Annotated in this window: 15 protein-coding genes; 9 read left to right on the top strand and 6 right to left on the bottom strand. The window is 61.3% G+C overall.

Translation table 11 applies throughout. The features are described from left to right. The first annotated feature begins 29 nt into the window (after positions 1-29). The gene (locus ACTG2J_RS14355; RefSeq protein ID WP_162517520.1) at positions 30-806 is read left to right on the top strand and encodes an alpha/beta fold hydrolase; all 777 of its coding nucleotides are present in this window, start codon (positions 30-32) and stop codon (positions 804-806) included. A 69-nt stretch (positions 807-875) separates the two neighbouring features. Here ACTG2J_RS14355 and moeB read toward each other — a convergent pair whose 3' ends face one another. After that, positions 876-1,631: a molybdopterin-synthase adenylyltransferase MoeB gene (gene moeB, locus ACTG2J_RS14350; protein ID WP_113739138.1), complete on the bottom strand. Its 756-nt coding sequence runs from the start codon at positions 1,629-1,631 to the stop codon at positions 876-878. Continuing rightward, positions 1,628-2,854, bottom strand: a complete 1,227-nt coding sequence (gene moeA / locus ACTG2J_RS14345) for a molybdopterin molybdotransferase MoeA (RefSeq protein ID WP_113739139.1) — start codon at positions 2,852-2,854, stop codon at positions 1,628-1,630. Before moeA ends, moeB begins: the two co-directional genes overlap by 4 nt. Positions 2,855-3,162: 308 nt before the next feature. Here moeA and folE point away from each other — a divergent pair, with 308 nt between their 5' ends. Continuing rightward, a complete protein-coding gene (folE, locus tag ACTG2J_RS14340; protein ID WP_113739140.1) occupies positions 3,163-3,819 on the top strand; it encodes a GTP cyclohydrolase I FolE in 657 nt (218 codons plus the stop codon). A gap of 411 nt (positions 3,820-4,230) precedes the next feature. Then, positions 4,231-5,886, top strand: a complete 1,656-nt coding sequence (locus ACTG2J_RS14335) for a methyl-accepting chemotaxis protein (RefSeq protein WP_113739141.1) — start codon at positions 4,231-4,233, stop codon at positions 5,884-5,886. A 72-nt stretch (positions 5,887-5,958) separates the two neighbouring features. Here the strand turns inward: ACTG2J_RS14335 and ACTG2J_RS14330 are convergent, their stop codons facing one another. Continuing rightward, positions 5,959-7,689, bottom strand: a complete 1,731-nt coding sequence (locus ACTG2J_RS14330; protein ID WP_201989056.1) for a formate--tetrahydrofolate ligase — start codon at positions 7,687-7,689, stop codon at positions 5,959-5,961. A gap of 67 nt (positions 7,690-7,756) precedes the next feature. Here ACTG2J_RS14330 and ACTG2J_RS14325 point away from each other — a divergent pair, with 67 nt between their 5' ends. Beyond that, the gene (locus ACTG2J_RS14325; protein WP_201989057.1) at positions 7,757-8,185 is read left to right on the top strand and encodes a hypothetical protein; all 429 of its coding nucleotides are present in this window, start codon (positions 7,757-7,759) and stop codon (positions 8,183-8,185) included. 58 nt (positions 8,186-8,243) lie between these two features. Here the strand turns inward: ACTG2J_RS14325 and ACTG2J_RS14320 are convergent, their stop codons facing one another. Beyond that, the gene (locus ACTG2J_RS14320) at positions 8,244-9,143 is read right to left on the bottom strand and encodes a LysR family transcriptional regulator (RefSeq protein WP_201989058.1); all 900 of its coding nucleotides are present in this window, start codon (positions 9,141-9,143) and stop codon (positions 8,244-8,246) included. 109 nt (positions 9,144-9,252) lie between these two features. On the opposite strand from ACTG2J_RS14320, the gene ACTG2J_RS14315 reads away from it, so the two are divergent. The 4 genes from ACTG2J_RS14315 to ACTG2J_RS14300 all read left to right on the top strand — a co-directional run bounded on the left by ACTG2J_RS14315 (position 9,253) and on the right by ACTG2J_RS14300 (position 12,242). Then, a complete protein-coding gene (locus tag ACTG2J_RS14315; RefSeq protein WP_005334411.1) occupies positions 9,253-9,813 on the top strand; it encodes a YceI family protein in 561 nt (186 codons plus the stop codon). Further along, positions 9,813-10,550, top strand: a complete 738-nt coding sequence (locus ACTG2J_RS14310; protein ID WP_201989059.1) for a hypothetical protein — start codon at positions 9,813-9,815, stop codon at positions 10,548-10,550. Before ACTG2J_RS14315 ends, ACTG2J_RS14310 begins: the two co-directional genes overlap by 1 nt. 182 nt (positions 10,551-10,732) lie before the next feature. Beyond that, positions 10,733-11,857: an adenosylhomocysteinase gene (locus ACTG2J_RS14305; protein ID WP_439997622.1), complete on the top strand. Its 1,125-nt coding sequence runs from the start codon at positions 10,733-10,735 to the stop codon at positions 11,855-11,857. 76 nt (positions 11,858-11,933) lie between these two features. Continuing rightward, the gene (locus ACTG2J_RS14300) at positions 11,934-12,242 is read left to right on the top strand and encodes a SelT/SelW/SelH family protein (RefSeq protein WP_139410592.1); all 309 of its coding nucleotides are present in this window, start codon (positions 11,934-11,936) and stop codon (positions 12,240-12,242) included. A 114-nt stretch (positions 12,243-12,356) separates the two neighbouring features. Here the strand turns inward: ACTG2J_RS14300 and ACTG2J_RS14295 are convergent, their stop codons facing one another. Both ACTG2J_RS14295 and pepT read right to left on the bottom strand, forming a co-directional pair. Further along, entirely contained in the window at positions 12,357-14,066 is a 1,710-nt protein-coding gene (locus ACTG2J_RS14295; RefSeq protein WP_201989063.1) for a lysophospholipid acyltransferase family protein, read from the bottom strand. 202 nt (positions 14,067-14,268) lie between these two features. After that, positions 14,269-15,492: a peptidase T gene (gene pepT, locus ACTG2J_RS14290; protein WP_113739146.1), complete on the bottom strand. Its 1,224-nt coding sequence runs from the start codon at positions 15,490-15,492 to the stop codon at positions 14,269-14,271. A 1,014-nt stretch (positions 15,493-16,506) separates the two neighbouring features. Between pepT and speA the strand changes: the two genes are divergently transcribed. Further along, on the top strand, positions 16,507-18,408 hold the full coding sequence (gene speA, locus ACTG2J_RS14285) for a biosynthetic arginine decarboxylase (RefSeq protein ID WP_005344160.1): 1,902 nt from the start codon (positions 16,507-16,509) through the stop codon (positions 18,406-18,408). The last annotated feature ends 158 nt before the right edge of the window (positions 18,409-18,566 follow it).

The raw sequence follows: 18,566 nt of genomic DNA, 5'->3' as shown, positions 1-18,566 counted from the left end.
CAGGTGATGAATCGAGAGGCAATACACTGATGCGCCGCAATCAGGTGATGAAATTCAATGGTCTTGCCCTGCGCAGTGCGGGAGAGGGCCCCTTGCTGTTGCTGCTGCATGGGCTGGGCTCCTCGAGCCTCGACTGGCAGGCGCAGATCGAACGGTTTTCCGAACACTACCGGGTGGTAGCGCTGGACTTGCGCGGCCACGGCCAGAGCATGCAGGAGGGGCCGTTCGATGTGGCGACCCTGGCAGCCGATGTGGTGAACTGGCTCGATGCACAGCCAGAACCCGCCTGGGTGGTGGGATTGTCGCTGGGGGCCATGGTCGCGCTGGAGCTGGCACTGCAACTGCCCCACAAGGTGCAGGGACTGGTGCTGGTCAACGGTTTTAGCGAGTTTCTGCTGGAGAGCCCCAAAGAGCAGGAGCGTTACGCCCAGCGCCTCAAATGGCTGCGCTGGTTCGGTATGCGCCCGCTCGCCTGGTGGCTGGGACGCGAGCTCTTCCCGGGCCCGGATCTGGCACAGGTGCGCCACACCTTCCGGCTGCGTTTCGTGCGCAATAAAAAGAAAACCTACAAGGCGCTGCTGGAGGCGTTACCCGGCTGGTCGGTACGCGCCCGGCTCGGCGCCATCTGGCAGCCGGTGGCCATCATCTCCACCAGTCACGACTACCTGCCGCTGGCCAAACGGGTAGAGCAGTTTGCCGCCCTGCCCAACGCCACCATCCACACCCCCAACGGCCACCACGCCTGGCCTGCGGAAGACCCCTCGGGCTTTAATCACCTGTTGCAACGGATCCTCACGACCCATTGAGAAAGGGGTTGTTAGGCGCAGATGGTCGCCGAACCACAGGGTTCGGCTTTTTTTTAATCCCTGTTTGCGTCAAGGATGGGAACAGACGGGGCAGTCGGGGCGTTTGGGCAGCTTCATCTCGCGGAAGGTGCCGCTCAGGCCATCGATCATCAGCAGGCGGCCGCTGTAGCTTTTGCCCATGCCCGCCAGCAGCTTGATGGCTTCCAGTGCCTGCAGGCTGCCCACCAGACCAACTACCGGAGCGAGTACGCCCGCTTCGACGCAGGTGAGGGCCTGCTCGCCAAACAGGGCGCTGAGGCAGGCGTAGCAGGGTTCATCTTCCTGCCAAGTGAAGCTACAGAGCTGACCCTCCAGCCGGATGGCGGCGCCACTGACCAGCAGTACCCTGTGCTGGCGCGCCTTTTGGTTGAGCAGGTTGCGAATGGCCAGGTTGTCGGTGCAATCGAGCACCAGCTGATGTCGGGGCAGCTGGGTATCGAGCAGCGCCTCATCGGCCACGGCAGCGTGGGTCTCGACGTTGAGCCAGGGATTGAGGGTTCGCAGCGACTGGGCGGCAGAGTCTACTTTGTAGTGGCCAATGCGCTCATCGTTGTGCAACACCTGACGCTGCAGATTGGAGAGCTCCACCTTGTCGAAATCGACCAGGGTGAGCTGGCCAACTCCGGCTACCGCCAGATACTGGCTGGCGGCGCAGCCAAGGCCACCAGCGCCGATCACCAGCACACGGGCCTGCTTGAGCGCCTCCTGTCCCTCGAAGTCGAAGGATTTGAGGATGATCTGGCGGTTGTAGCGCAGCAGTTCGGCGTCGCTCAGGATCTCGCTCACAGCAGCAACCCCCCGAATGGCTCCACGGTCACCGTCTCGCCCGCGGCAACGCGGCCCCGTTCCCGTTCAAGAACGATGTAGCAGTTGGCTCGCGACAGTGAGCTGAACACGGCGGAGTCCTGCGAGCCGGTGCTGCGCACCTCGAGGCCGTTTGGCCCCTGACTCAGGATGCCGCGCTGGAAGTCGAGTCGGCCCGGGCTCTTTTTGAGTGGCTCGGCCGCAATGGCTTGCAGCTGGAGCGGGCGCTCGAAGTGCTGGCCCGCCAGCTTGGCCAGCGCCGGTTGCACCAGCTGATCGAAGGTGACCATGGCGGAGACGGGGTTGCCCGGCAGGCCGAAGAACCAGGCGCGGGGCAGACGGCCAAACGCAAACGGCTTGCCCGGCTTGATGGCAAGCTTCCAGAAGCCAATCTCGCCGAGCTCGTCCAGCAGTTGTTTGGTGAAATCCGCTTCCCCCACCGAGACGCCGCCGGTGGTGATGAGTACATCGGCCTCTTCGTCGGCGCGGATAAAGGCAGCGCGTAGCTGGGCCGGATCGTCGGGGATGATGCCAAGGTCGAGGCAGTCGCAGCCCATGCGCGCCAGCATGGCCCGCACGCCGTAGCGGTTGGAGTCATAGATATCGCCGTGGGCGAGCGGGGTACCGACCGGTTTGAGCTCATCGCCAGTGCTGAAGATGGCCACTTTCAGCGGTCGGCGCACCGCGACGGTAGCCACGCCGAGGGAGGCTAGCAGTGGCATCTCTCTTGGGGTGAGGCGAGTGCCGGCTGGCAGCACGCAGGCGCCCTTGCCGATATCGCTGCCGGTGCGGCGGATATTCTGGCCCGGTTCGGGTTGCGTAAGAAAAGTGATCCGATCGCCGTCGGCCTGCGTTTCTTCCTGCATCACCACCGCATCGGTGCCTGCGGGAACCGGGGCGCCGGTCATGATCCGCACGCAGTGGCCGGCGGGCCACTCGCCCTGATAGGGCTGACCGGCAAACGCTTTGCCCGCCATGATGAGCGGGGTGCCAGCAGTGAGATCCGAAAGGCGCACGGCGTAACCGTCCATGGCGGAGTTGTCGAAGGGGGGCACGGCGAGGGGAGAGGCGATGTCGCTGGCAAGAACCCGGCCAAGGGCCTCTGGCAGGGGCTGCTGCTCGCTGTCGCAGCAGCAGGCGAGTTGTTCCAGCATCCCTTGCAGGGCATCGCTTAAGGGGAGTAGTCCGCTGGTATCAAATCCCATCGTCATGACCTCTTTCTATGATTGAAGGCGGGATTATCACAAAAATCCCCGGGGATGGGCAGGTTATCTCAAGGATTCTCGGGGTAATCGGCGCAGAAACGGGGGTAGATGGCCATAAAGTATGAGGTGACGCACAAGTTGACTTGAATCTTGGCGGCAATGGCCGTTTACTATGCCGCCATAACAGATGGCCGTTACATCCCGAGTGGCGACCATTACAGCGATACCGTCGGCCCTGTACGCCGCCATAACATAAGGGGTTGCTCCTTGAGCGGCCCTCACAGTCCCTGAGCGTGGGAGAGAAGATAATGACAACCTTAAGTCCGGAAGCCTTGCTGGTCAGGGCTGCCCTCGAAGCCCAGGGACTGGAAACCCCCCTGGTCACCAACGAGCTGAACAGCCAGGAGAAGCGGGAGAAGATCGAAGGCCATATGCGCTCCATCATGGAGACCCTGGGGCTGGATCTGGCCGATGATAGTCTGGCCGAGACGCCGCATCGCATCGCCAAGATGTACGTCAACGAGATCTTCTCCGGCCTCGACTATTCCACCTTCCCCAAGGTGACGGTGATCGAGAACAAGATGCAGGTGGACGAGATGATCATGGTGCGGGACATCAGCCTCACCAGCACCTGCGAACACCACTTCGTCACCATCGACGGCATGGCCCATGTGGCCTATATCCCTCGTGGCAAGGTAATTGGCCTGTCGAAGATCAACCGAATCGTGCAGTTCTTTGCCCGCCGTCCCCAGGTGCAGGAGCGGCTGACCCAGCAGATCCTGCTGGCGCTGCAGACCCTGCTCGGTACCAAGGATGTGGCTATCAGCATCAAGGCGACCCACTACTGCGTCAAGGCACGCGGCGTGATGGACTCCACTTCCTATACCACCACCACCTCCCTCGGCGGGGTGTTCAAGACCCAGCCCGATACCCGGGCCGAGTTTCTCGGTGGCCTGCGCGGATAAGATGGCGGTTGTTTTGTAACCGCCACGCTGAATAAACGAGACGCCAGCAGCCATTGCTGGCGTTTTTCATTGGTCCCGGATGAGAGTGGCGGCCTGCAACGGCTTGGCCCGTGTGGCTTGCCTTATGCAAACGTTATGCATTTTTCCGATTTATTCATCTGAGCGGTATATTTAATCGAACACGAAAAACCCCTCGTTTTCACCTTACAAAAAGTAACCGGGCAGACTCTTTCCGAACCGTCACAATCCGGTTACTCTAGCGCCCCCTCACGGCTCTCGCTGCCGCTCATGGAATTCAGAGATATTCATCAAGGTTGGATGGTGCGCCACTGAACAGGTGGCCAGATAGTTCATGCCAGGAGGGCGTGAACCGGACGAGTGCTACGAATTTAACGACCACCAGGATATCCCATGAATACCAGTTCCATGACCATAGGCAAAAAACTCACCGCCGGCTTTGCCGTGCTCGGTTTGATGGTCGCCTTTATCGGCGGTTTTTCCCTTGTCCAGTTTGGCAACATGAATGATGTTGCCATCCGGTTTACCGACAGCATCTTGCCAGCGGTCAATCGCACCAGCGCGATCGGGGATTCTCTCGGTGAGTTGCGTCGTTATGAGCTGGGTTATTTCGTGGTGGCTGCCGAGCCGCTGAAAAGGGCTGAATATCGGAGTATTGCCAGTCAACAGCTTAACTCGATCGCGCAGCAGCTGATTGCCCATGACAAGACGATCTGGCCTGAGGATGTGGCGGAGCGCCGTACCTTCGATACGGTGAAATCTGACTGGGATCGTTACGTCGCCCTGCACCAGCGAGTCAAACAGCTGCAAGACAGCGATCAGCTTGCCGAAGCCCAACGCATCTTCCTTGAGGAGGGAGTTCCCCTTTACACCGCGCTGAGCAAGTCAGTGGCCTCCCTTATCCAGATTAACCATGGTTATGCGTCTGAATCCCGCAGCGACATTGTCGACTCTTATCAATCCGCCAACCTGAGCGTCACCATCGCACTGGTGCTCGGTCTGCTTCTTGTGGTGGTGCTCTCCGTGGTACTGACCCGCCAGATCCGCGACCCGCTGATCATGCTGGCCCGTCAGGCCCAGCGTATTGCCAATGGCGATCTGGGTCAGGGCGAACTGCAGCAGTGGATCCGTGACAGCCGCTTCAACCGTGATGAACTGGGTCAGCTGGGCTCCGCCATCAACCGGATGCAGGGCTCCCTCTCCGATCTGGTGAGCGAGATCGCCGGCTCCGTGAGCCAACTCAGCAGCGCAGTGGAGGAGGTGAGCGCCATCTCCAGCCAGTCTGCCAGCGGCATGGCCATCCAGCAGAACGAAGTCTCCCAGGTGGCGACAGCCATGAACGAGATGCAGTCCACCGTCAACGAAGTGGCCCGCAACACCACGGATGCCATGAGCGCCGCCAAGGATGCCTCCCGCACCTCCGCTGCCGGCAGCGAAGTGGTACGCAGCTCCATTGCCAGCATCGAAGAGGTGTCGGTCAAGATTGAACAGGCAGGCACAGTGGTGCAGCAGCTGGAGGCCGACAGCGCCAACATCAGCGTGGTGCTGGATGTGATCCGCGATATCGCCGGTCAGACCAACCTGCTGGCCCTTAACGCCGCCATCGAAGCGGCCCGTGCCGGTGAGCAGGGTCGTGGTTTTGCGGTCGTTGCGGATGAAGTGCGCTCCCTAGCCCAGCGTACCCAGGACTCCACCGCCGAGATCAGCAAGATGATCGAGCTCTTGCAGAGCCGCGCCGCCGAGGCGGGCAACGCCATGCAGCTGAGTCGTCACCAGATGCAGGAGAGTGTCGGTCTGGCGCGGGATGCCGGTACCAGTATCGAGACCATCAACGGTGCCGTGGTGCGCATCACTGACATGAACACCCTGATCGCCACCGCCACCGAAGAGCAGAACGCGGTGACCGAAGAGCTCAATCGCAGCATCGTCAACATTCACAATGCCGCTGACGAGAATGCCCAGGGCGCTCATCAGATCGCCCAGGCTTGCGTCGAGCTGAGCAAGCTGGCCAACACCCTGCACCATATGACCCAGCGCTTCACCCTCTAAGGGGTGATGCATGGATAACAGAAGGCCCCGCCAATTGGCGGGGCCTTGTTGTTTCTGGCGTTGTGGAAGGGCTCAGCTCAGGCCGACTATCTCGCCGTTCTCATCGATATCGATATGGCGATAGGCAGGCAGACTGCCCAGCCCCGGCATGGTCATGATGGGGCCCGCCAGCGCATAGACGAAGCCTGCACCGGCGCAGAGCTTCACCTCGTCGATGGGCACCTCGAAATCGGTCGGTACTCCCTTGAGGGCGGGGTCATGGCTGATGGAGAGCGGCGTCTTGGCCACGCAGATGGGCAAGTGATCCCACCCTTCGGCGGAGAGCTGGGCCAGCTGCTGGCGCGCTCTGTCGGAGAGCTGCACTCCGCGGCCGCCGTAGCCGCACTCCACCAGGGTCGCCAGTTTGGCGTCGAGGCTCGCCTCGTCGGGGTAGAGCAGTTTCACCTTACCGGGTTGCTCGCAGGCGGTGACCACGGCGCGGGCCAGCTCGCTGGCACCGGCACCACCCTGGGTGAAGGCGTTGGAGATGGCTGCGCCACAGGCGCCGGCTTGCTGCGCTTCATGGGCCAGCAGCGCCAGTTCGGCCTCGCTGTCGGTGGGGAAGCGGTTGATGGCGACCACCACCGGCACCCCGTAGCGGCGGGCGTTCCTGATATGCCAAGCGAGGTTGGCGCAGCCCTGCTTGAGGGTCGGCAGATCTTCCCCTTGCAAGCTGGCTGGCAGCGGCTGGCCCGGGCGGATATCGAGCAGGCCGCTGTTGGCCTTGAGACCGCGCACCGTGGCCACCAGCACCACGCAGGCGGGGGTAATACCGGATTGGCGGCTCTTGATGTTGAAGAATTTCTCCAGCCCCATGTCGGAGCCAAAACCTGCCTCGGTCACCACATAGTCGGTCAGGCCAAGGGCGATGCGATCGGCGATCACCGAGGAGTTGCCGTGGGCGATGTTGGCAAAGGGGCCGGCGTGTACCAGCACCGGTGTCTGTTCGGTGGTCTGCATCAGGGTCGGTTGCAGCGCATCTTTGAGCAGCACCGTCATGGCGCCCGCTACTTCCAGCTGTTCGGCGGTGACGGGCTTGCCGTGAATGTCGCGGGCCAGCTGGATGCGGCCGATGCGATCGCGCAGATCCTTGAGATCGCTTGCCAGCGCCAGAATGGCCATCAGTTCGGAGGCGGCGGTGATGACGAAGCGATCGCTGCGCTCCACACTATCGGCAGCGCCCCCCTGTCCAATCGTGAGGTGGCGCAGGGCGCGGTCATTCATGTCGAGGGTGCGCGGCCAGAGGATGTTATCGGCATCGATATCGAGCCGCGGCAGGCCGGTTTTGGCGGTGAACTTGGCACCCAGTTTCTGTTCGTGGAACAGGCGGGCATCGAGGGCAGCTGCCGCCAGATTGTGGGCCGCCGTTAGGGCGTGAAAATCGCCGGTGAGGTGGAGGTTCATCTCCTCCATCGGCACCACCTGGGCGTGGCCGCCACCGGCTGCCCCCCCCTTGACCCCGAATACCGGCCCGAGGCTCGGTTGGCGGATGGTTGCGATGCTGGGCTGGCCGATATGGTTGAGCCCCATGGAAAGGCCAAGGGTGGTCACCGTTTTCCCTTCACCGAGCGGGGTAGGGGTGATGGCGCTCACCAGTACCAGCTTGCCGCTCTGTGTGGGCTGAGACTTGAGCAGGTCGAGGCTGAGTTTGCCTTTGCAGTGGCCATGAGGGCTGAGCAGGTGCTGGGGGATGGCGAGGCGTTCGGCCAGCGCGTGAATGGAGAGACGGGGGGACTGGCGGGAGATCTCGATATCGCTTAGCATCAGCACCTCGTTGGCATATCGGGGTAAAATATGCGGCGCAGTCTAGTGGAATATAACGGGTAATCCAATGACGAAAACGATTTTATTTGGTGAGGGTGAGGTTCGTCAGAATCCTGTTCTGCTGGATCTCAACGAACTCTATCATCCCCCCAAGCAGCCGATGACGGCGCTGGGGATTGTCAGCGCGCTGGTGCCGCTGTTCGGTTTCGGCTGGCAGGCGATGACCCAGGACCCCGAAACCCAGCTGCGCCACGAGATCCGCAAACGGGTCAACAAGCACAAGACCGACGAGGCAAACCTCATTCTGATCCTGCAGCTGGCCGCCATGTTTGACTGCCCCGAGATTGAAGTGGCGCTCCCCTATGCCCTGAGTGAGCCGCAGTTGTCGGTTGTCCGCACCCGACTGCCACGCTGGCAGTTGCACCCCGAGCAGGAGCGTCTGCTAGCCAAGCTCACCCCTGTTGCCGCATCCACCACCGCACTCGACCAGCGTTAGGCTTCAAGCCGGACCAGCAGGCCGGACAGTCAGGCCGTATCCTCTGCTCTGGCAATCATCACGGCTTATCCCACTGTTGCGGGGCGAGATAGCGCTCCTGCACGAACTCGATAAAGCAGCGCACCTTGGCCGAGACGAAGCGGCGGTGCGGATAGACCGCATAAAGTCCCACCTCTCCCTTGTCCCACTCTGGCAGCAGGCTGACCAGTTGCCCTGCCCGCAGCGCCTCCCCCACGATAAAGGTGGGTTGCAATATGATGCCCTGATCATCACAAGCGGCGCGGGTCAGCGCCACCCCGTTGTTGGCCCGCAGCGGCCCCTGTGGCCGGATGCTCTGCTGCTCGTTTCCCCGTTTGAAGTGCCACTCCGGCTGGGTCAGGGTGTAGATCAGACAGTCGTGCTGCTTGAGATCCTCGGGTTTTTCCGGTCTGCCCTTGCGTGCCAGATAGGCGGGGCTGGCGCAAAGCTCGACCCGAATGGTGGCCAGTTGGCGCGCCACCAGCGAGGAGTCGCTGAGGTGGCCGATCCGCAGCGCCAGATCGAATCCCTCTTCCACCAGCGCTACCCGTCGGTCACTGTACTCGATATCGAGCTTGAGATCGGGAAAGCGCTGGCGAAACAGCGGCAGGGCGGGGGAGAGGTGCAGATAGCCAAAATCCATCGGCACCGAGAGCTTGAGGGTGCCGTTCGGCTGCTGGTTGTGGTGGGTCAGCTGGCTGTGGGTCTCTTCCAGCTCTGCCAGCAGGGCGAGGGAGCGCTGGTAGTAGAATTGGCCCGCTTCGGTGGGATTGACCTGACGGGTGGTGCGCGACAGCAGCCGGGTGGCGAGGGACTCCTCCAGCTGCTGCATCAGTTTGGAGGCCATGGCGACCGAGATGCCGAGCTGGTTGGCGGCCTTGGTAAAGCTCTGGCACTCCACCACCTTGATAAAGGTGCGCATGGCGGCGATCTGGTCCATTTTCCATCCTCAGTAAATAATGAATTTAATAAATCACTGATTATTCATCTTCAGAACGAGGTTAGCATTTTAACCACTGATGTGAACCCCAAGATGAAGGAACGAACGGATGAAAATGACCAAGGCTCTGCTGGCCTCCTGCCTGTTTATGGCTACCCCTCTGATGGCGGCGGATTACGATGTGGATGCGGCGCACACCACGGTGCAGTTCAAGGTGGGTCACCTGGGCTTCTCCGAGCTGGTGGGTCGCTTCAACACCTTCAGCGGCACCTTCAGCATGGATGACGCCAACCCGGCGGCGGCCAAGGCGAGCTTTGAAGTGGATGCCGCCAGCGTCGATTCTAACCACGAAGCCCGCGACAAACACCTGCGCAGTCCTGACTTCCTCGACGTGAAGCAGTATCCCAAGATGACCTTCGTCAGCTCCGCTTACGAGGGCACCAAGGATAAAGGCGTGCTGAAAGGGACCCTGACTCTGCACGGCGTATCCAAGGAAGTGGCCTTCGATCTGGTCAAGATCGGTGAGGGCAAGGATCCCTGGGGCGGCTACCGCAGCGGCTTCAACGCCTCCACCACCATCAAGCGCAGTGACTTTGGCGTGAGCTACATGCTGCCCGGCATCCCGGACGAGATGAACATCAACCTGTTTGTCGAAGGCGTGCGCAAGTAATGGGCGCGGAACTTCTGCTGCAAACCCTGGCGGCTCCTCTGGGAGCCGCTTTGCTATCGTGGCGCTGGCCGCGACTGGGTTATCTGTGGGGCGCCCTGGCGCTCTGGCTGGTGGGCTCCTTGCTCGGCGGTCTCTATGGTATTCCGGCCAAGGCGTGGCAGTGGCTGCCGCTGACCCTGCTGGTGCCCGCCATTGCGGCTCAGGTGAACTATCAGCGCGGTTCGCTGCTGCTCTTTGCGGTGTTCAGTGCGCTGGTGTGGTGGCAGGGATTGGCCTCGGTACTGGCGAGCGAACCCGGGATCTGGCTGGCGCTGCTGCCCGCCATCCTCTGGTTTGGCTGGAGCACCTTGCGCTGTGATAGCCGCGAGGGGCTCGGGTTTGCCCTCGGTTTTATCTGGCTGGCGCTGGTGATCGGCATCGATGGCAGTCTGCTGATTGCCCAGCTGGCCGGTGCGCTGGCCGCTTTCGCCGGTTTTCGCGCCCTGCTTGCCACCTTTGTTGGCATCAAGGTAGCACCCGCCGGTCTGGCGCTGGCCCTCGCCTTCGTCCAGATGCTCGCCTGGCAATATGTGGAGGTGCCGCTGGTGGTGTTGCTGCCGGTCTGGTTGCTGCCGCTGCTGGAGTGGGCATTGCGTGACAAACCGTTGCCAGTGCGTTGGGTGGGACTGATCCTGCTCGCTGCCGCGGGAACCGGGCTCAGCCTGTGGTGGGTGTGGCCTGCTGCTTCTTTGTACTGATTTTTGCATGAAAAACAGGCAATTACAGTCATTTTTGCATACCCGCTCATACTCTTGGCAGATAATGATTGAGCCACCTATGTGTTTCAGATAAAAAGGTTTTTCATTTTATTTGGACACACACAGAACCCGGCCGCGCCGGGTTCTGTTTGCCTGCTTTGCGGCACATAAGGAGGCCACAGTTGCGCAGTCAAGGATCTGAGCATCTGTTTTTTCGCCATTTCACCGGACAGGGACGTATCGATGGTCTCTGTATTCTGCTGGTCACTCATCTGCTTCCCGATCGCCCCCGTTTTATCGAAGCGCTTTCCCGGATTGGGCGGATTGGTGCCATTTTACCCAAACCGAAATCGGTACACGGCCCGACCCTGGAGTGGGTATCCCAGCACTATCCGGTGCTGCCCCTCAACCGGCGCTGGACCAATGATCCCGGCAGTCTCATCCAGCAGATTGCGCCGCTGGTGGCCCCTCACGAGCGGTTGCTGATCCTCGATATTGGCGGTTACTTTGCCAAAACCCAGGTGATCTTGAGTGAATACTTCGGCCCCCGTTTCCTCGGGGTGGTGGAGATGACCGAGAACGGCCATCAACGCTATGAGCAGGAGGTGCTGGCGACCCCTGTGGTGTCGGTGGCGCGCAGCCCCCTCAAGCAGGCCGAGGATATCCAGATTGGTTTGAGCGTGGTCTACTCCGCGGAGTCGCTGGCCCGCAACCTCAACCGTACCTTCAACGTCTGCGAAGCCGTGCTGTTTGGCTATGGCAAGGTGGGGCGCAGCATCGCCCGCGACCTGCGCTGTCGCAACCTCCATCTAGGGCTGGTGGAGACCGATGTGCTGCGACAGGTCGAAGCGCTCTCTCACGGTTTTCGCTTGATCACCAAGGCTGAAGCCTTGAGCCGCGCCGAGCTGGTGATCTGCTCTACCGGCAACGGCTCCCTGGACTTGGCGGATCTGCAGGCGCTGCGCCACGGCACCATGGTCGCCTCGGTCACCTCGGCCGACGACGAGTTTGCCTTCTCGCTGGCCCAGTTGCCGTGGCCGAGCGAAGAGGTGTGCCCCCATGTGCTGGCCCTCAACCGGCCGGATGGCACCCAGATCTACCTGCTCAACCGGGGCGAGGCGGTCAACTTCGTCCATGGCGCCGTGATTGGCGAATATGTCTATCTGGTGCTGGCGGAGATTATGGAAGGGATCCGGATGCTGGCGGCATGCCCTCTTGCTCCCGGCCTGTTCGAGCTGCCAGAATCGGCGATGCGTACCATTGCCCGCCATTGGCTGGCCGATTTTCATGGGGTTGATCAGCACTGATTTGACCAAACCGGGATTGGCCATTGGGCGGCAGTACGCCACTTCCCGCCATTATCGCTTTTTTATGGAGTCACTCATGACCGAGTCTGAAACCCTGATCAGCAAACCCCGCATCGAAATCCGCTACTGCACCCTCTGTCGCTGGATGCTGCGCGCCGCCTGGCTGGCGCAGGAGCTGCTATCCACCTTCGACAGCGATCTGGGGGAGGTGGCGCTGGTGCCGGCCAGCAAGGGGGAGTTCCGCATTCTGGTGAACGGGGTGCAGGTGTGGGATCGGGTGGTCGATGACGGCTTCCCCGAGGCCAAGGAGATCAAGCAGCGGGTGCGTGACGTCATCGCCCCTGAGCGGGATCTCGGCCACTCGGATCGCAAGACGGCCGAGTAACGCCAGATGGGCCGAGCGCCTCGAAAAGGTGCTGAGCATTAGATCGAAAGGAGAGGGAGGCGATGGCCTCTCTCTCCTTTTTTGCCTTTGGCTGTTTGCCTGGCTCCAGCAGGGTTATAAGCGCGGCTCGGCCAGATTACTGCCGATATAGCGGGCCCGCTTGTGGGACTTGATGCGGCTCACATCGACCCACACCAGCCCGTCGATGCAGTGGTTGAAGTCGGGGTCGATGCCAAAATCCATAAACTGCACCCCGCCCGGCTCGCACAGCTCGGAGTACTGCTTGTAGAGCGTGGGGATGGCGCAGCCCAGATTGTCGAGACGAGCCTTGAGTGTTTTGAGATCGGCGCCGTAATCCAACCCCTCGAACAGAGGTTGCGTCTCGGGGTAGGGACGGCGGGAGGGGGCCAGCGCCAGCTCGGGGGCAAAGTGCTGGCGGTAGAAGCTCACCAGCAGATCCTTGGCCGCCGGCGGCAGGCTGCCGGAGAGCGACACCGGGCCAAACAGGTAGCGGTAGCGGGGATAGCGGGCCAGATAGGCACCGATGCCGAACCAGAGATAATCGAGCCCCCGCTTGCCCCAGTAGACGGGCTGGATAAAGCTGCGGCCAAGCTCGATGGCCTGCTCCAGCCGGGGCAGCAGCTTATCCTCAAAGCCGAACAGGGTGTGGCTGTAGAGGCCATCCTTCCCCTTGCTGGCCAGCAGCTCCGCCACCGGGGCGAACCGGTAGGCGCCGATAATATCGAGTCGGGCCGGATCCCAGAGGATCAGGTGGTGATAGTCGTTGTCAAAGCCATCGAGATCCCGCCGCTTGCCGGAGCCTTCCCCCACTGCGCGAAAGGCGATCTCCCGCAGTCGCCCCAGCTCGCGCAGGATCACCGAGTGGCTCAGTTCGTGGCGGCGGTAGAGGTAGATCCCCTGACCATCCGGGGTGGTGCCGAGCTGCTCGCAGCTTTCGATGGCCTGTTTGAGCTGGCGGCGATCCTCCGGCAGGGCGATGGGGGCCTCGGTCTGCAGGCGCCCTGCCTTGCCACGGCCAATCCGGTAGAGGTGGTTGCGCACCAGCCGCGCCGCCGTCTTGGCGGGCAGCTCCTGAAAACTGCCGAGCGGAATGCGCGCTCCTATGGTCACCGGCAGGGTCTGCCCCTGCTGGCGAAACAGCTGGCGTACCAGCAACAGGGCGGAGGCGGGCTTGTTGAGCCAGGAGGCGAGATAGAACCAGAGGCTGTTGCGCCCTCCCAGATGGATGGGCACCAGCGGGGTGCGGGTGCGCTGGGCCAGTTTGATAAAGCCTGCCTGCCAGGGGCCATCTTTTACCCCCTTGAGGCCAAACCGAGATACTTCGCCTGCGGGGAAGATCACCAGTGCCCCTTCATGGGCGAGGTGTTCGTTCATGGCGAGGATGGCCTGTCGATCGGTCTTGCCCTCCATATTGTCCACCGGCAATAGCAAAGGGCGCAGCGGCGCGAGCTGGGCCAGCAGCTGGTTGGCGACGATCTTCACATCGGGGCGGATGCGACCGAGCAGTTGCAGCAGCGCCAGTCCATCCAGCGAGCCGATGGGGTGGTTGGCAACAAGAATGACCCGGCCGCTGGCGGGAATATGCTCCAGTTGCGCCTCGCTGACCCGATAGTCGAAATCGAGCTGGGTCAGCGCCTGCTCGACAAAGTCGAGGCCGCGCAGGTGCGGGTAGCGGGCGGCAAAGTCGGCAAAGGCACGTTCGTTGAGCAGCCAGCCCAGCAGCCGCTTGAACAACGGGGTAAGCAGAGGGTAGCCAAGCAGGCGGGGGAAGTGCTGGGTCAGCAGGGTATCGATAGTGAACATCTGGAGGGCTCCGGCGATCCGTTGCTCCCAGCATGATGTGGCACTGTTCCCGCGACATGTCAGCGGGATGACAGTTTGATGGCAGCGGCAGTCAGTAGCTCCTGAGCGACCCTCCCCGGTTTCCCTTTGTTGATGGGTGATGGCCAGATAGCAAGGGGGGAGCCGGTTAACCGGCTCCCCCCTTGGTTGTCATGGTAATCGATTAACCGCGCCAGGCTGCGGTGAGGCGCACCAGCTCCACCAGGGTGGCGACCGATTTCTCCATGGATTGCAGCGGGATGAACTCGTGCTTGCCGTGGAAGTTGTGGCCACCGGTGAAGAGGTTGGGGCAGGGCAGGCCCATAAAGGAGAGGCGGGCGCCGTCGGTACCGCCGCGAATGGGCTTGATTTTCGACACCACGTCGGCGGCTTCCATGGCGGCCTTGGCCAGCTCGACGATATGCATGTGCGGCTCAATCTGGCTGCGCATGTTGCGATAGCTGTCGGCCAGGGTTAGCTCGATGCGGGCCTTCGGATATTCGGCCTGTAGGGCGGCCACCCGGCTCTGCATCTCGGCCTTGCGTGCGGCGAAGTGCTCGTCGTCGAAGTCACGGATGATGTAGTGCAGGGTGCTCTCCTCCACGGTGCCGCTCATCTGGGCCAGATGGAAGAAGCCCTCATACCCTTCGGTGCACTCCGGGGTCTGCTCGGCAGGCATGGCGGCGTGGAAGCGGGCGGCCAGGGTCTGGCTGTTGATCATGCTGCCCTTGGCGGTGCCGGGGTGGACGTTATTGCCGATAAAACGCACCGTGGCGCTGGCGGCGTTGAAGTTTTCATACTCCAGCTCGCCCAGTTCGCCGCCATCCACGGTATAGGCCCACCTGGCCGGGAATCTCTCCAGCGGGAACAGGTTGGCGCCACGGCCAATCTCTTCATCCGGGGTAAAGCCGACCCAGATATCGCCGCGCGGGATCTCGGGGTGGGCCTGCAGGTGGTCGATGGCAGTGAGGATCTCGGCGATACCCGCCTTGTCGTCGGCGCCAAGCAAGGTGGTGCCGTCGGTGGTGATGAGGTCCTGACCCAGATAGTTTTTCAGGAAGCGGTAGTCACGGATGGCGAGCACCTCGTCACCCTTGCCAAGGCAGATGTCGCCGCCCTGATAGTTTTCGATGATTTGCGGTACTACGTGCTCCGCCTCGTAGTCGGCGGTGTCCATGTGGGCAATCAGGCCGATAGCGGGGGCGTCCGGCTGGTTGCCCGGCAGGCAGCCGGTGAGGTAGCCGTGTTCATCCAGGGTGACCTGGCTCAGCCCCAGCGCCTTCATCTCTTCTTGCAGGGCACGGGCAAAGATCAGTTGGCCTTCGCTGCTGGGGCAGGCTGGATTGGTCTCATCGGAGCGGGTATGAAAAGTTACGTAACGCAGAAAACGCTCAAGCAGGGTATCCATTAGTCAGCCTCTAACCGATTGTGAGCGGTCATTGTGGCCAATCCGTGCGGGGTACTCATTGCGTCAGCGCAGGTTTTTCCCATTTTTTGACGCAAGGGAAGAGCGGCGAATGTGCGGCGCGCGGGGCAACGTCCGGGAGGGAGATCGCATAAATGTGGCATTTATTGCGATATTTAGGCGCTGGCGGTGGCGGCCAAATTCCCCTCAGCCACCGCACAGCAAGGCGTCAGCCCAACCATGGCGTTTTCGCACACTTTTCAAGGGGAAACCGGGCTGTCGCATAACCTGCGCCATCCCAGAGCCTGCCTGCCCGCCAGCAAGATTTGATCGACTTATTAAAAGGGGATTTTGAACACTATTTTTTATTGTCACTGCCCGCGGTAAGTGTGTACACTCCGCGCCGATCCAAGGGCAACCCTGAAGCAGGCAGAGCCGCCAGAAACCCGACCGATCATACGCCTATAGGGCGAGGCACGCAGAAACGACAGACACTGCTGGGGAATGGTTTCTTTAATACCGGTTAGGCTCCGGTATCAGGGAGAACAACAGACTCTCATCCTTCATTTGACCGAGTGGGCCACCGGCTCATCATCTTCCCTTGTCATGGGCGGTCACTGACGGTGAGGTGGGCTGTGGTTGTTGTCGTCTATCAACACGCATGCGTGCTGGCGCCTTCGCTTCTCTTCCTTGGAACCCTCTCCTTCTGTCGGGATCGCTGCCGAATGATGAACTGACGGCGTGGCTGATGTCGTCTGTCATCAAAGTACCGCGGCGCTACGGCATAGTGGCACCGCATACCGTTGAGCTTGATGTAAAGCCACCAGCCCCACATCAAGACTCGTTACTTCCCCAAGATCCACCAGGCAGCCTCTGGCTTGCCGCGATGTGCAAAGCGTTGGTTTGGGTGGCTGCGTCTCGTGATGGCAGCGCTCGCCGTACTCTGCACTAGATGGTCTGGATGTGATTGAGGGTAACGAAGGCGACTTTGGGTCGCTCATTTGCGAGGCATAGCCCATGACTAACTGGTCCAGCAAGGACTCCTTGAAGGTCTACAACGTTCCCTACTGGGGTGCGGGTTTTTTCAATATCAATGACGCCGGTCATGTGACCGTCGCCCCCGACAAATCACGCCCTGACGCGCATATCGTGCTCTCTGACGCCATCGAACAGTTGCGTCAGTCCGGGCTGACCACCCCCGTGTTGCTACGCTTCCCCGACATTCTCAAGAGTCGGGTCGATGCGCTGTTCAACGCCTTTGGTCAGGCCATCGAGAAGTCTGGCTATGAAGGGGACTACCTCTGCGTTTACCCGATCAAGGTAAACCAGCAGCGTCGTGTCATCGAGACCATCAGCCAGTCCTACAGCGACAAGCCCCGGCTTGGCCTGGAAGCTGGTTCCAAACCGGAACTGCTGGCCGTGCTGTCCCATCACCATGAGCAAGGCTCGGTGATCGTCTGCAACGGTTACAAAGACCGCGAATATATCCGCCACGCCCTCTTGGGCAACCTGATGGGCCACAAGGTCTACATCGTGGTGGAGAAGCCCTCCGAACTGGAGATGGTGCTGGACGAGTCAGCTCGTCTCAATATCAAGCCCAACATCGGGGTGCGTGCCAAGCTCGCTTCCACCGGCTCCGGCATGTGGGAATCGAGCGGCGGCTCCATGTCCAAATTTGGTCTCTCCGCCTCCCAGATCCTGGCGCTGATCGAGCGTCTGCGCGGGCTGGGCAAGCTGGATTGCCTGCAACTGCTGCACTTCCATCTGGGCTCCCAGATCGCCAATATCCGCGATATTCAGGGTGGCATCCGCGAGTGCGGCCGTTTCTACGCTGAACTGCGTCGCCTCGGTGCCAACATCGAAGTCGTGGACGTCGGTGGCGGCCTGGGTGTGGACTACGAGGGAACCCGTTCCCAGAGCCACTGCTCCGCCAACTACAGCCTCTCCGAGTACGCCAACAACGTGGTATGGGGCATCGGCGATGTCTGCCGCGAGTTCGACCTGCCGCACCCGACCATCATCAGCGAGTCTGGCCGTGCCCTGACCGCTCACCACGCCGTGCTGGTTACCAATATCATTGGTGCGGAAGGGGTGGAGATGAACGACATCAGCGCGCCGGACGAAGATGCACCGACCATTCTGCAGAACATGTGGAAAGGCTGGCTGGATCTGCGCAGCGAAGATCCCTCCCTGCTGGAGATCTTCCATGACTCGGTGGCAGATCTGGGTGACGTGAATACCCAGTACACCATGGGCCTCTTGAACCTTGAACAGCGTGCCTGGGCCGAGATGCTGCACCAGAACACCTGTCTGGCGCTCAAAGAGATGCTCAACCCGGTCAACCGCAACCACCGTGCGCTGGCTGACGAGCTGAGTGAAAAGCTGGCGGACAAGTGCTTTGCCAACTTCTCCCTGTTCCAGTCCCTGCCGGATGCCTGGGGTATCGGTCAGGTATTCCCGGTGATGCCGCTGGCTGGCCTCGATCGTCCGCTTAGCCGTCGCGGTATCCTGATGGATATCACCTGTGACTCCGACGGTCAGGTCGAGCACTATGTCGACGGTCTGGGGGTCGAGAGCACCCTGCCGATGCCGGTCTACGGCGAGAACGAAGAGTGCCACGTCGGCTTCTTCCTGGTCGGTGCCTACCAGGAGATCCTGGGGGATCTGCACAACCTGTTCGGTGATACCCACTGCGCGGAAGTGTGGCTGGACGAAGAGGGCAAGATGGACATTCGCAACGTGGTGCGTGGCGACACTGTCGACCAGCTGCTGCGTTACGTCAACATCGACCCGTCCGTGATCCGCGAAAACTACCAGCGGATCGCCGCTCACCCGGCGCTGGACGATGCCACTCGCAAAGCCCTGCTCGACGAGCTGGAGCTGGGCCTGCAAGGCTACGCCTATCTGGAAGACGAATAAGCTTTCTGTTTGCCCCTCGCTTTTGAGGGAAAATCAAAAACGGCGCCTGCGGGCGCCGTTTTTGTTACCGGGGGCCATCCGGCGATATGACGGTGTGCTCGGTCCATCTTCATTTGGATAACCTATGATGGCTCGGGGCATCCGCAAGCCACAGATCT

The sequence above is a fragment of the Aeromonas sp. 6P genome (assembly GCF_051919525.1).
GTDB classification, from domain to species: domain Bacteria; phylum Pseudomonadota; class Gammaproteobacteria; order Enterobacterales; family Aeromonadaceae; genus Aeromonas; species Aeromonas veronii.
Note: the sequence above shows the minus strand (reverse complement) of the source record. Positions and strands in the feature narration are given on the sequence as shown.

Coding starts and splice junctions, on each gene's coding strand:
- ACTG2J_RS14355 (WP_162517520.1), top strand. CDS start 30: ATGCGCCGCAATCAGGTGATGAAATTCAATGGTCTTGCCCTGCGCAGT.
- moeA (WP_113739139.1), bottom strand. CDS start 2,854: ATGGGATTTGATACCAGCGGACTACTCCCCTTAAGCGATGCCCTGCAA.
- folE (WP_113739140.1), top strand. CDS start 3,163: ATGACAACCTTAAGTCCGGAAGCCTTGCTGGTCAGGGCTGCCCTCGAA.
- ACTG2J_RS14335 (WP_113739141.1), top strand. CDS start 4,231: ATGAATACCAGTTCCATGACCATAGGCAAAAAACTCACCGCCGGCTTT.
- ACTG2J_RS14330 (WP_201989056.1), bottom strand. CDS start 7,689: ATGCTAAGCGATATCGAGATCTCCCGCCAGTCCCCCCGTCTCTCCATT.
- ACTG2J_RS14325 (WP_201989057.1), top strand. CDS start 7,757: ATGACGAAAACGATTTTATTTGGTGAGGGTGAGGTTCGTCAGAATCCT.
- ACTG2J_RS14320 (WP_201989058.1), bottom strand. CDS start 9,143: ATGGACCAGATCGCCGCCATGCGCACCTTTATCAAGGTGGTGGAGTGC.
- ACTG2J_RS14315 (WP_005334411.1), top strand. CDS start 9,253: ATGAAAATGACCAAGGCTCTGCTGGCCTCCTGCCTGTTTATGGCTACC.
- ACTG2J_RS14310 (WP_201989059.1), top strand. CDS start 9,813: ATGGGCGCGGAACTTCTGCTGCAAACCCTGGCGGCTCCTCTGGGAGCC.
- ACTG2J_RS14300 (WP_139410592.1), top strand. CDS start 11,934: ATGACCGAGTCTGAAACCCTGATCAGCAAACCCCGCATCGAAATCCGC.
- ACTG2J_RS14295 (WP_201989063.1), bottom strand. CDS start 14,066: ATGTTCACTATCGATACCCTGCTGACCCAGCACTTCCCCCGCCTGCTT.
- pepT (WP_113739146.1), bottom strand. CDS start 15,492: ATGGATACCCTGCTTGAGCGTTTTCTGCGTTACGTAACTTTTCATACC.
- speA (WP_005344160.1), top strand. CDS start 16,507: ATGACTAACTGGTCCAGCAAGGACTCCTTGAAGGTCTACAACGTTCCC.